This is a genomic window from Flavitalea flava (assembly GCF_054461575.1).
On the sequence record NZ_JBTLQH010000036.1, the window covers coordinates 20208 to 32611 of the forward strand.

A 12404-nucleotide genomic window follows, 5' to 3' on the forward strand; every position below is an offset into this window, starting at 1 on the left:
CGGCTCCATTTTAATTTGACAGCGTCACCTCCTCCATAACCAATGTAATATCCGGTTACTATTTTTTTTTAAAATAAAATGTCGGATTGCAAAGATGGTTCAACTGCTTGTTTTCAATAAATTTTCGTTCTACTTTATCATATAAGAAAACATTTATACAATTTTTTTCGCCGGTACCCGCAAGGCTATAAAACTCAATTAGAATATCCTTGAAGTGGTCTCCATTTAAGTCAATGAGCGTATCGTGGCCACCCATAGGGTATTTATTAATTTCGTGCAGGTGACGAAGTAGCTTTTGGGCCTTAATCTTTATTATTGTATCGCTGTCGTTTAAAGGTTTCAGCCCCATTGTCTCATTTCTTTTTTCATATCGTTCTTTTTTTTCGGGCGGTTTTGCACACAGATTGTTGAGTAGGGTTAAATTTGTCCGCATATGAGTCATTATACCAGGATGGCCGGAAAGCTTTGGTAATATTGAACTAGCAGAAACCGCATGAAAAAAAAGGGAGATTATTGCTGAACCAATGGTTATTCGCATATTTTGCTAATTAGTGTCTGGATAAAAGTCAGCAATATTGGCGGCGGCCACAAGAGCGTAGGAGTTAAAATAATGCTAATTGGATGGGGCAAAATCTTAACCTACATCCCATCCGGGCCTATTCCGGCAATACTTGGCTATAAATTCCATAATCTTGCCCCTACCCGCAGTGTGTCTGGCAACTGCTCACTAGATTACGATAATGGCATACTGGATTCCGCCACCGGTAAAATACCTCTTTAAGTAATCCCAAGCTTTGTATATTTGGGGCGATTCCAGGAAGGATTTTGATTACGAGCAATGTTCAACCACTAGACTCAAAAAAACTAGCAGGAAAAAATTCATACAATCAGCAAAAGCCAAAAAGCATTCTTATCTAAGCCGCAAAGCCCTTCATTATTACAACAAAAAATAATTGATGAAGCCAGGCAAATACTCGCTTTTAAATTTAAAAAATGACAATCCTCAGAACAACGCTTTTTATAGCATTGATATTTAAGAGCCTATTTTGTTGTGCCCAAAATGGAGAAAAATCGTCTGGCAATCAGATTGATGAAAGATTGATTGGAGGTCAGGTTGATCGTTTGGTTTCTGACTGGAATACCAGGGAATTCAAAAATATGGATCAATATGCAACTAGCGATGTTGAATGGGTAAACATTGTAGGTATGTAGTGGAAAGGAAGAGACACTGTGAAAAAAGCGCACCAAGTTACTTTTGATCATTTCTTCAAAGGCGTGCCGTTCGCAAAAACAGGTTTGAAGATACGGTTTTTGACAGATGATGTCGCCATTGCTCATTTGAATTGTCATGTTGGCTCCCTTTTTCCTCCTGACGGAATCGATCGTGTGACTAATAGAACGCCCGAAACCGACAATTTATTAATTCTAATTTACGTGAAAAAAAATGGAACCTGGCTACTTTCTGCCGGGCAGAATACCCTAGTAGACCCAAAAGCTGCCAAAAGCAATCCAATATCCGAAAAGGTTAATTGACAAATTAGCAGACTTTTTTACGATAGATTATAATCAGATACAATAGGGTCAGACTCGGTAATAAACTGTATTATCCTTCCTAAATCACGTGTAAAAAGGGTCGAAAACTGTCCCCCCTTTCCGCTCGTTCCAAATTGGGAAGAATTAGGCGATATTTTGCTTGGTTCTTCCCTTTTTTGTTAGATTGTTCGTGCTTTTCTTCCCAGATTTACTCTATTCTTTCTCTCTCAGCGAAATCAACATATTTTGCACAAATCTTTCAAACTTTTGGTTAATTTGACACACCATGTGGTGGACCCGCCTATTTAAACGATCAGAATCTCCCATGCCAATAACTTGCCCGAGATGCTTGGGTAAAGGCTAAGTAATACTTATAGTTATGTAACAACCTCCTTCCATGAAAAAAATTATTCGCTTCTTAAACTATTCGCCGGGTTGGACAGCGCAGCCTGAATAGCCTGGTAGCTTACTGTCAATAGCGTGATTCCCAAGGCCCCGGCTCCCGTGGCGGCAAAGATCCACCAACTGATGTTCGTACGGTATTCATATTTCTGCAACCAGGCATGCAGGAAATACCAGGCCAGCGGAATGGCGATCAGGCAGGAAAGTACGACCAGGGCCAAAAAATCTTTCGACAATAGCTTCCATAAATTGAAAACAGTTGCCCCCAGTACTTTACGCACACCGATCTCCTTAACGCGCTGTTCCGCCATAAATGAAGCTAGGCCAAACAAACCCAGGCAGGAGATAAAAATAGCCAAAACAGCAAAAATGCCCGCCAGGCGGCCGACACGTTCTTCATCTGAGAACTTCTTCGCATAGATATCATCGATGAAATGGGATTCGAACGGGCTGCCGGGGTTATATTTTTTGAATACCTGCTCCATTTTAGCCAGCGCCTCTCGTACGGGCATCTGCGGATGGATCCGAATCACCATGGTGCCCATCCAACCACTACAAAAAAACATCACGGGTGTTGGCTTTTTATAAGGAGATTCCATCACCATATCTTTTACCACTCCTACGATGACGTGCGGAACATTGGCAAAGATACTACCCTTGTAGTTGATTATTTCCCCGACAGGATGCTGGAGTCCTGTCGCTTTTTCCGCCGCTTCATTCAGGATGACTCCACCCATGATGCCAGCCGTATCGGCGGGAAAACTCCTGGAAAAGTCCCGGCCCTGCACCACCTGCCAGCCCACTGTATGACCATAGTCGTAATCTACGTTAAGCGTCCCGAAATTAATGGAGTTTTCGGGAGCGGTTCCCTTCCAGTAAAAACCGCCATTATTGGAACTTATTTCAGTGGGAAGGCTATTGGTTTTCCCCAGGTCCGATATGGCTCCGCTTTGCAGCAATTCTCTACGGATGGTTTCGGCATTCTTTTGGAGATCGCCCGTATTCATCTCAACGGTAATGAGCCCTTCCCTATCATAGCCAACTGGTCTGTCCTTTGCGTATCGTATCTGGCGGAAAACGATGATCGTTCCGATGATCAGGGTAACGGATACGGTAAACTGCACTACCACCAATACCTTCCGCGGCACAGCGGCCAAACGACCGACCCGGAAAGTACCTTTGAGCACTTTGATCGGCTGGAAACCCGACAAATAAAAGGCAGGATAGCTGCCCGCCACCAGGCCAGTCAGGAATGTGAACGCAAGAAGGACCTCCCAGAAATAAATATTGCTCCAGGGCAGGGACATTTGTTTGTCCGCCAGTCCATTGAAGAAGGGAAGGGAAAGCTTTACCAGGACAAGCGCCAGCACCAGGGACAAAAAGGCCACTGCCAATGATTCACTGATGAACTGCCCGATCAATTGTCGGCGCAGGGAACCGATGGCTTTGCGGATGCCCACCTCTTTTGCCCTACGTTCGCTCCTGGCGGTGCTCAGGTTCATGAAATTGATACAAGCCAGCAGTAACACAAATACCCCGATGATGCCGAAAAGCCAGACATCCTGTATCCGCCCCCCTGACATCTTACCGTTGGTGAACTCATTAAATAAATGAAGCTTATCCAGGGGAAACAGCGTAGCATTTTCTACATATCCCTGGATATGACTGACAGGAGCGTCTTTTACGGAAGCAGCAGCTTGTTCCATGGTCACATTATCTTTCAACTGGACATAAAGGAATCCGCAATGGTTATACCAATTGCTCTGCGGGTCCTTTGAATTGAACCAATTCGCCTTATTATCCCAGGGCATGATGCAGGCGGTCTCATAGAACGTGGTATTCTCGGGCAGGTCTTTATAAACGCCACCCACTTTAAGATCGAAGCCATTGTCGATAAGGATCGTCTTGTTGATCGGATCCTGCGAGCCAAAGATCGCTATCGCCATAGTCTGGGAGATCAAACAAGTCGAAGGATCTTTCAGGACATTCCTGCTACCTTTCACCATGTCTAGCGAGAACATTTCCGGGAAATCATTTTGTGCGTACATGCCTACGCCAGATAACTTTTTATCACCCGCCGCCAGTATATGTGCCCCCCGCCCGGCAACGAGGGATATATATTTCAAGTCTTTCCCGTATTTCGTACGAAGCTCGTTGGCCAAAGGCATCTGTATGGTCAAATTGGTATACGTAACTCCTTTGTCACTGGGTAGCACCGCAGCCTGCGCCAGCCTGTCGTGGTTTTTGTAATAAAGATCGAACTGAAGTTCGTCGTTAATCCACATGCCGATCAGCAGAGCGATCGCCATACCGGTGGCTAGGCCGATAATATTGATCGAGGAGAACAATTTGTTCTTTAACAAATTGCGCCAGGCGATGGTAAGATAGTTTTTGAGCATACTCTTTCCTGCCAAAAAAAATACCAGCTTTTAGGTAATTGATAGTCAATGGCATAGCAACAATAACCTCCGGGGCCCGTGCGATTTCGATACACTAGTTGCACGGTTTGGACTAATCCTGACTATTCGTGTTATAGCCATATACCCTCAGGCAGAAACCCCGACCGCAGTTTTTTCTTTCGGACCAAAGATCAGGAAGCTGACCAGGGACAGGATACATACGCCAACTCCGCCAAAAAGCATGACCCAGCCAAACCCCTGCGCCAGTGCAGCATGTACGATAGCATCGGACAGGTCCGCTGCAGAAAGCCCTGCGGCTATCCTTTCCGCTGCCGTATGTAACTGGGAAGGGGCAACAGACCCGGAAAGAACGCTTTCCAGGTAGGAATAAATTCCTTCCACAAGGATGAATCCCATCAGGGCGATATTGATGGCTAAAGTGATCAGGCGTGCACTCATATCAATGCCCGATGCCATACCGGCACGGTCTGGTGTAACCGCCCCAGTGGTCGTATTTGTAACGGGGGTATTCGTAAGACTCAGCCCGATACCCGCCAATAGTGAACCGGGCAGCATTGTCAACCAGCTGGCATGCGCTACGCTACTACCGTAGCGCATCAGCAGAAAGCCGAGCCCGATCATCAATAATCCCGAAGGAATAATATTGCGAGGCTGGTAGCGGAGCGTAAGTCGTTCTGCCAAAGGTGGTACCACCAGGGTGGGAAGTGTGTAAGCCAGTAAAGATAATCCAGCCGTGATGATATCATAGCCGAGAGCGCTTTGATAATAGATCGGCAGGTAGATCATAAATGGCCAGAAACTAAAATTCATGCCGATGCAGCCAATGATAGCACCGGAGAAGCGGCGGATCCTGAATACGGAGAAATCGAACATAGGGTGAGCATGCTTCTTTTCCACCCTCAAAAAAATAATAAAACTCAGTGCAGTAGCCCCAAGAATGCCAAGACCCTTGATGCTCTTGAATCCGATAGCCTGCCCCTGCGTAATAAAATACGCCAGGCCAAATACTGCCAGTGATAAAGAGATAATCCCTGCAATATCCAGTTTTTTGGCCTGCGGGTCCCGTGATTCCTGTACGCCCCTGAATACAAGAATTGCAGTGATCATGGCAATGCCCACATGAACCAGGAACACCCACTGCCAGTTGAACACCGTTACTATAGCCCCTCCGATGATAGGGCCAAAACCCAACCCTACTCCCGTGATGATGCCCCAGATAGCAAACGCTTTACCCCGCTCAAGTCCTTCCCGGAACTGATGTGAAAGGATAGCGATAGAGCAGATCAGCATCGCTCCGCCGCCCATTCCCTGTAGGAACCGGCTGATAATCAGCACACGCGTGGTTTGTGCCAGACCGCAAAACAATGACGTGATGCCGAATAACAAAATGCTGATGATAAAAACCCGTTTCCGACCAAAGCGGTCGGCCAGGGTGCCGGTGGCCATCAGTACCGTAGTGCAGGCAATCGTATAAGCATTCATGATCCATTGAATTTCTTTGAAATCACTGTGTAAGACCGTTTCGAGTGTTGGAAGTATCACTGGTACGCTGGAGATCTCCAGGCCAAACATCAGGGCCGCTAAACATACTGCTATCAAAGCGACCGTATTCTTCCCGGTCTGATCAACTCTTAACATGGGTGTTTTATTTTTTTGTAAAACTATACCGAATAATTCCAATTTTTCGGTACAACTTCACTATAAAAAGGTATTTTTGCCGCATGTTTGAAAACAAAAAAGAAAATATCCACCAATCCCTGGAAGTCTTGTATAGGAAGGTGGATGATTGTCCCCTGAAAGATTTGCAGCTTACTTTCTTCCAGATGGCTTACATTATTTCAGGCAACGGTTTTTTAAGCATCAATAGCCACCGGATCGCATACAAGACGGGCAATCTGATGTTGCTGACTCCCAATGACTGTTACAATTTTGATATTGAAGAAACCACAGAATTTCTCCTCATTAAATTCACCGGCGATTATGTGAAAAAATACAAATGGAAGAACATTTGTGAGATTGAATGCTTATTGTACTACTCCACCCACCTCACGGGTTGTATCTTGCGCAATGAGTCTGATTATCCGCTGGTGAGGTCCATCATTCAATCTTTGCTGCAGGGCATTCACCACAGAGATATTTATGAAGAGGATTTGCAAATGCACTTTGTCAATGCATTGATCGTCATTGCCGCCAGGAACATTGCTAAGATCAAACCGGCTCAGTTAAAAATAAATGCCGATAAGCGCATCCAGGACATCATCAACTACATTCAAAACAATATCTTTTCGCCCCAAAAACTGAAGGCTTCCATAATTGCTGAGGATTTTGGCATTTCTGATACCTATCTCGGTAGTTATTTCAAGAACCAGTGTGGCGAAACCCTTCAGCATTTTATCGCTACCTACAAGATCCGCCTCATTGAACACCGTCTGAAATTCAGTGACAGACGCATCAATGAAATAGCGGACGAGTTTGGTTTTGCTGACGAAAGTCACCTGAATAAATTCTTCAAAAAACACAAAAGCCTAAGCCTAACCCAATATAGAAAAAGTAAGGCTGCGTAAACCAAATATATTTTTACACCACACCAAATAAATGCCTTTTAATGGTCCATCCGCTCAGAGCCCATATAGAAACCGTTAGCCCCCTGTCGGATGAAGAATTTGACTATATCCTATCTCATTTTGTTCTCAAAAAGACAAAGGAACATTCCTTCCTCATCCAGGAAGGAGAATATGTGCGCTTCATATATTTTGTGCTAAAAGGTTGTCTGAAGGCCTACCTTACAGATGAAAAGACGGGTAAGGAATTCATTTACCAATTTGGCGTTGAAGACTGGTGGATCACCGACAGAGAAGCTTTCGCCAAACAGTCCAACGCCACTGTTAATATAGAATGCCTGGAGGAGTGTGAAGTTCTGGCCATCACCCTGGAAAACAGGGAGAAATTGTGTGCTGAAATGAGGAAATATGAACATTACATGGCAGTAAAAGCTGGCTGGGGATATATATCGCTTGAGAAACGGTTGCAGGTAATGATCATGGGCAGCGCCAAGGACCGCTATGCGTATTTTATCCAACAATATCCCCACCTGATAAATCGTATCCCTAAATCATTTATAGCCTCTTATCTTGGTATATCCCGGGAAACGTTAAGTCGTTTGTACCGCTCGTGACGTGACATTTGTCACAAAATCAAAGTGACAAAAGACCTTCGCCAGCCTGCTCAATAACTCGAATTTTGTCTTATAAATTATATAAGATGAAATATTCAATTCAATTTGTTTTACAGTCAGCCATTGCCTTTCTTACGATTCTGGGTTACCAAATCGTATCTCCATGTATTTCTATTGCACAGGGCACAAACACGATATCCCTATCGCAGCCCGGATACTATCGCATGCAAATAGGTGATTTTGAGGTCACCGCGCTTTCTGACGGGACCATACCGCAAGACGTTTTCAAGTTGCTGACAAATGCCAAACCAGGCGAGATCGAACAGCTGCTGAAACTTAATCACATAACAGCCCCGGTCGAAACTTCTGTAAATGCTTATCTGGTAAAAACGAATGACCAATTGATACTGGTTGACGCAGGCACTGCGGCCGCGTTTGGCCCCTCCCTTGGGAAACTGAAAAAAAGCCTGAATAACGCCGGATATACGCCTGAACAAATCAATGCCGTACTGATCACCCATATTCATCCCGATCATGTGGGTGGATTGATAGATGGCGAAAAAATGGTCTTCCCGAATGCCACCATCTATATCAGTAAACCGGAAGTCGATTTTTGGCTAACGGCAGCAAACAAAGTTAACGCCCCTGAAGGACTAAAGTTCTATTATCAGAATGCGGAACAGAAGGTGGATCCTTATCTAAAAGCCGGTAAAGTGAAGGCGTTTGAATACGCGGGCGAATTATTTCCGGGCATTACACCTATCGCCAGTCCTGGTCATACGCCGGGTCATACTTCTTATGTCTTTGAAAGTAAGGGGCAAAAACTTGTATTCCTGGGAGATATCATGCATGTAGCAGCCGTTCAGTTATCAAACCCGTCCGTTACGATTCAATATGATGTTGACCCCAAAGCTGCTGCATACCAGCGCAAAATGGCTTTTATTGCTGCCGCAAAAGGTGGTTACTGGATTGCAGGTGACCACATATCATTTCCAGGTATAGGACATCTAAGAGCGAGCGGATCATCATATATAGGGTTGCCTGTCAACTAAAGCACCTATTGGACAGGACAATAATTGAAATGGCCTTCGGGTCGGGGGATAATAAAAATTACAATTACATAACTAAAATTTATAACTTCAAGAAACCAGTAAAGGTTCATTATGAAATACATTATTTTCTTTTTGGCTTTGTTTTACCATAATTGCTTCAGCCAGGTTTCATTAAAAGATGTAGCACTCACAGGTGTAACCATTATCGACGCTAATCACAAAGGCTCTCTGCAACATCAAACCGTGATCTTAAAGGGAAGTACTATAATACAGATCATTCCAGATGGGAGCAAGCCTCTACCTGATTCCATGAGCATCATAAAGCTGACAGGAAAATATTTGATTCCGGGTCTGATCGACACTCATGTTCACTTGGCTACAGATCCTTCCGGAAAAGATAACAGAGCGGCAACGCTCGATGTACTGAACAGAATGTTGTATAGCGGCATTACCTCCGTCCGTGACATGGCAGGCGATGCACGAACACTGGCCAGTCTATCGCGCGATGCACTTACTGGTGATATAATTTCCCCTAACATTTATTACTCCGCGCTGATGGCTGGACCCGATTTCTTTAACGATCCAAGAACTTCTTCAAGCACCAGGGGCGCCGTTTCCGGACAAATGCCATACATGAAGGCTGTTACCGATTCCACCAACCTGATTTTGGCGATTGCAGAGGCCAAAGGTACGGGTGCTACAGGAATAAAGCTGTATGCCGACCTCTCCGAAGAACTGGCAGCAAAGATAGTCTGCGAAGCGACCCGTCAAGGCATTATGGTTTGGGGCCATGCCTGGCTAAACCCTGCCAAACCTACAGGCATGGTCAGAGCTGGCCTTAGCTCCATTTCACATGCCCCATTGCTTATTTATGACTTAAAAGACAGCATTCCCTCGGTTTGGAAAAAAAATCTGCATAAGGCTGGTTTTTGGGATACTGTTATTTTATACAACTTACCTGTTTTTAGATTAATGAAAGACCATCATACCATTTTGGATGCCACCCTTCTCACTTATAAGAAATGGGGAGAACAGGATAGTATGCACCGGTTTTCCTATGAAATAGGTAAACGTTTCACGGCCGCAGCCTATAAACGAGGAATCATCATCAGCGCCGGGACAGATGACGACCAGGAAGAATTTGTACAAAAAGAGATGATTCTATTGGTGCAGGATGCTGGCTTTACACCGATAGATGCGTTAATAGCTGCTACACAAAATGGAGCCATGGCCCTGGGCCTCGATCAACATTGCGGCACAATTGATATTAATAAAACCGCCGACCTTGTCGTTCTTGACAAAAACCCGCTGGAAAATATTAATAATATATTATCAATTTACATGGTGATCAAAGCAGGTAAAATTTTCAGGCTATAAATAAGTTACATCGTTAAATTTCCTGATATCACACCTATTTTGTATATACATTGTTTTGAGCATTTTTTTTCAGAATCTTTATGATATTATTATATACAATTTCTGATATCGTCCATGCATTTCCGCCACTGGTGTTTACAAACTGAATCACCACGGCATCAATATCCTTGTGATATTGGGCAATACTCTGGTATCCTGGTAATAAGCCGGTATGATCATACTTATAAATAGAGGAATATATAGCCTGCTCTTCTTTATTTAACAAGGAGCCATCATTCAATGCCCTCAGGAAAACGCCTACATCCTGTGCCGTAGCAACCATCGATCCGCCAGGAGACACAAAATCAAGCATCTTCACATCCTTATCATAATGAGAATCGTACCCACTAACAACTTCCCAGGCGCCCACTTCACTCAGTAAGCAAAAAGTGTGCGTTAACCCAAGTGGTGCCAGAATCTCACTTTTGATATATTGCCGATGGCTATAGCCCAATATTTTATCCAGGATCTTGCCAATCAATAGATAATTCGTATTGGAATAGTCATAGCGGCTGTCAGGTTCAAATTCCGAGGGTTCATCTAATACCAGTTCCAGAATCTTGTCGACATCCGTTAACGGTTTGTCCCATGGAAACGCGGGGTCCTTAATATAATCAGGGATGCCGCTCCGGTGTTCTAGCAGCATTCTCAGGGTAATTTTGTTTGCATTTTGTATTCTCCCGACAAGCACAGGCAAGAGCTTAGCCAGCGTGTCATCAAGCGACAAACTTTTGTTGTTGATTATTTTAGCGGTAGCAGCAGCAATATACAATTTGCTGATGCTGGCAATCTTGAAAAATGCCTGCGGATCGGCTGGCACTTTATTTTCTCTATCTTTCCAGCCAGCTGCATAAAATGCAGGTGGCTTACCTGATTGATCTACATACACGATAATGCCATCCAGATTATAATCTAAAGCATTATCAAGTTGCTGCTGAATTGTATCTGGTAGTGGTGCTAACCACGCCCTTAGCATAATCCAAGGTATAAATACCATGGCACAGATTATTGCAACAATCGATATAATTTTTTTTAGTAGCCGTTTTCTGGGTTTCATCTTTTAGTCAACCTATTTAATGCTGTCTTTTACGCTGGACTGAACATTCAAAGATCTGCCCGCTTCCATTCCCGGCCGTGGCTATTTCATTTTTCCTTCTCCGCCAATTATTTCCTTATAAACTTCTTCAAATCCCTTCCCTCTGTGTTTTTGCCATAATGCTGAAAATTTTATCTCCACATTTTTCAATAATTGGATACAAAGCTCTTTATCATCCTCCGTCAGGTCATGCATCATCATCAATGCCATTTTTCTGACTTTACCAAAGCACACTTCAATTGCCTTTTCTCCTTTGACAGTAAGCTCTATTCTTTTTGATCGTTTGTCTTCTTTGTCATCATATTCCTTGATAAGCCCTCTTTTTTTCATCCGGGTCAACATATCTGTTCCGCTTGAAAGTTCAAACAGGTTGGCATAAATAAGCTCCGTTTTTCTTGGATTTTTTTCCTGTTTTATGGTAAGCAATATGCCAAACTCTTCCATTTGATTCAGATCTGTTCCCTTTAGTGCCATGTTAGCATAATTCATATTCAGTTTATGAATTCTTCCAATTATTTTCAATAACAGTCCGTCACTAATAGGCGGTACGACACCACCGACTAAAGGACCTTTTATTTTTTTTTGGCTTTGCCGGGCAAGATAATGTCTGCAAAAATCTTCAATGCTTCCGGTCGAATGTTTTTCTTCAAAAGAACCCCATAGGTTCACTATTTCTACCGTTTTGTTCATGGCAATTAATACGTTTTCGTAGCAAATGTAAAAAAAATACTCTGGAATAATTTTTTTACTCCGAAAACGTATTATATTTGCCATATAAAATACGTTAACGTTATAACTAAAACAACGAAATTTAATGCAAACACTTTACCACATTGCCTTGGTAATACATATTATCGGGCTTAGCATGATGGCAGGAACAACAGTAGTGGACTATATAATCACTAAACAATTCTGGAAACAATATGCAAAGGACCAAACGAAAGGCCTGGCCATTTACGAAACCATTTCAAAAATCGTAATCCTGTTTGCCATTGGGATTATTCTCTTAATTCTTTCTGGAGTTACCATGATGGCTATTACACATGGGGCATTCGGGGAACAAACCTGGTTCCGGATAAAATTTGGGTTAGTTGTTATCATAATTATCAATGGTCTTGCTAATGGAAGAAGACTGGGTATTAAATTGAGGAAAAAATATTTATCCGCAGGAATAGCATGGAATAATAACGAATCGGGGCTTTTTAAAATAAGATTCAGTCTCCGTTTGTTTCATTTTTCTCAAATGTTATTGTTTATTATAATATTCATATTAAGCGTTTTTAAATTCAATTAAACTTTGCACAATGAAA

At 43.2% G+C, this 12404-nt stretch carries 11 protein-coding genes and 1 pseudogene; 7 read left to right on the forward strand and 5 right to left on the reverse strand.

What is annotated here, in order from left to right:
- Positions 1 to 58 precede the first annotated feature (58 nt).
- On the reverse strand, positions 59 to 538 hold the full coding sequence (locus ACX0G9_RS24055; RefSeq protein WP_459067514.1) for an XAC2610-related protein: 480 nt from the start codon (positions 536 to 538) through the stop codon (positions 59 to 61).
- A 455-nt stretch (positions 539 to 993) separates the two neighbouring features.
- Here ACX0G9_RS24055 and ACX0G9_RS24060 point away from each other — a divergent pair, with 455 nt between their 5' ends.
- Positions 994 to 1212 carry a hypothetical protein gene (locus ACX0G9_RS24060; protein WP_459067515.1) on the forward strand — a complete coding sequence of 73 codons (219 nt, stop codon included), beginning with the start codon at positions 994 to 996 and terminating at the stop codon, positions 1210 to 1212.
- A 12-nt stretch (positions 1213 to 1224) separates the two neighbouring features.
- A pseudogene (locus tag ACX0G9_RS24065) lies at positions 1225 to 1533 on the forward strand (nuclear transport factor 2 family protein); the annotation flags it as partial.
- A gap of 407 nt (positions 1534 to 1940) precedes the next feature.
- Here ACX0G9_RS24065 and ACX0G9_RS24070 read toward each other — a convergent pair.
- Together ACX0G9_RS24070 and ACX0G9_RS24075 are read right to left on the reverse strand one after the other, a co-directional pair.
- A complete protein-coding gene (locus tag ACX0G9_RS24070; protein ID WP_459067516.1) occupies positions 1941 to 4334 on the reverse strand; it encodes an ABC transporter permease in 2394 nt (797 codons plus the stop codon).
- Between the two features lie 147 nt (positions 4335 to 4481).
- A complete protein-coding gene (locus tag ACX0G9_RS24075; protein ID WP_459067517.1) occupies positions 4482 to 5993 on the reverse strand; it encodes an MFS transporter in 1512 nt (503 codons plus the stop codon).
- Positions 5994 to 6076: 83 nt separating this feature from the next.
- Here ACX0G9_RS24075 and ACX0G9_RS24080 point away from each other — a divergent pair, with 83 nt between their 5' ends.
- The 4 genes from ACX0G9_RS24080 (at position 6077) to ACX0G9_RS24095 (ending at position 9959) form a co-directional block, all read left to right on the forward strand.
- The gene (locus tag ACX0G9_RS24080; RefSeq protein WP_459067518.1) at positions 6077 to 6919 is read left to right on the forward strand and encodes a helix-turn-helix domain-containing protein; all 843 of its coding nucleotides are present in this window, start codon (positions 6077 to 6079) and stop codon (positions 6917 to 6919) included.
- Positions 6920 to 6960: 41 nt separating this feature from the next.
- The gene (locus ACX0G9_RS24085; protein WP_459067519.1) at positions 6961 to 7530 is read left to right on the forward strand and encodes a Crp/Fnr family transcriptional regulator; all 570 of its coding nucleotides are present in this window, start codon (positions 6961 to 6963) and stop codon (positions 7528 to 7530) included.
- 86 nt (positions 7531 to 7616) lie between these two features.
- A complete protein-coding gene (locus tag ACX0G9_RS24090) occupies positions 7617 to 8582 on the forward strand; it encodes an MBL fold metallo-hydrolase (protein WP_459067520.1) in 966 nt (321 codons plus the stop codon).
- Between the two features lie 111 nt (positions 8583 to 8693).
- A complete protein-coding gene (locus ACX0G9_RS24095) occupies positions 8694 to 9959 on the forward strand; it encodes an amidohydrolase family protein (protein WP_459067521.1) in 1266 nt (421 codons plus the stop codon).
- A gap of 34 nt (positions 9960 to 9993) precedes the next feature.
- On the opposite strand, the gene ACX0G9_RS24100 is transcribed toward ACX0G9_RS24095, so the two are convergent.
- The gene (locus ACX0G9_RS24100; protein WP_459067522.1) at positions 9994 to 11055 is read right to left on the reverse strand and encodes a serine hydrolase domain-containing protein; all 1062 of its coding nucleotides are present in this window, start codon (positions 11053 to 11055) and stop codon (positions 9994 to 9996) included.
- 81 nt (positions 11056 to 11136) lie between these two features.
- On the reverse strand, positions 11137 to 11868 hold the full coding sequence (locus ACX0G9_RS24105; RefSeq protein WP_459067523.1) for a MarR family winged helix-turn-helix transcriptional regulator: 732 nt from the start codon (positions 11866 to 11868) through the stop codon (positions 11137 to 11139).
- Between the two features lie 40 nt (positions 11869 to 11908).
- On the opposite strand from ACX0G9_RS24105, the gene ACX0G9_RS24110 reads away from it, so the two are divergent.
- Positions 11909 to 12388, forward strand: a complete 480-nt coding sequence (locus ACX0G9_RS24110; protein ID WP_459067524.1) for a hypothetical protein — start codon at positions 11909 to 11911, stop codon at positions 12386 to 12388.
- Positions 12389 to 12404 lie beyond the last annotated feature (16 nt).

Coding starts and splice junctions, on each gene's coding strand:
- ACX0G9_RS24055 (WP_459067514.1), bottom strand. CDS start 538: ATGCGAATAACCATTGGTTCAGCAATAATCTCCCTTTTTTTTCATGCG.
- ACX0G9_RS24060 (WP_459067515.1), top strand. CDS start 994: ATGACAATCCTCAGAACAACGCTTTTTATAGCATTGATATTTAAGAGC.
- ACX0G9_RS24070 (WP_459067516.1), bottom strand. CDS start 4,334: ATGCTCAAAAACTATCTTACCATCGCCTGGCGCAATTTGTTAAAGAAC.
- ACX0G9_RS24075 (WP_459067517.1), bottom strand. CDS start 5,993: ATGTTAAGAGTTGATCAGACCGGGAAGAATACGGTCGCTTTGATAGCA.
- ACX0G9_RS24080 (WP_459067518.1), top strand. CDS start 6,077: ATGTTTGAAAACAAAAAAGAAAATATCCACCAATCCCTGGAAGTCTTG.
- ACX0G9_RS24085 (WP_459067519.1), top strand. CDS start 6,961: ATGGTCCATCCGCTCAGAGCCCATATAGAAACCGTTAGCCCCCTGTCG.
- ACX0G9_RS24090 (WP_459067520.1), top strand. CDS start 7,617: ATGAAATATTCAATTCAATTTGTTTTACAGTCAGCCATTGCCTTTCTT.
- ACX0G9_RS24095 (WP_459067521.1), top strand. CDS start 8,694: ATGAAATACATTATTTTCTTTTTGGCTTTGTTTTACCATAATTGCTTC.
- ACX0G9_RS24100 (WP_459067522.1), bottom strand. CDS start 11,055: ATGAAACCCAGAAAACGGCTACTAAAAAAAATTATATCGATTGTTGCA.
- ACX0G9_RS24105 (WP_459067523.1), bottom strand. CDS start 11,868: ATGGCAAATATAATACGTTTTCGGAGTAAAAAAATTATTCCAGAGTAT.
- ACX0G9_RS24110 (WP_459067524.1), top strand. CDS start 11,909: ATGCAAACACTTTACCACATTGCCTTGGTAATACATATTATCGGGCTT.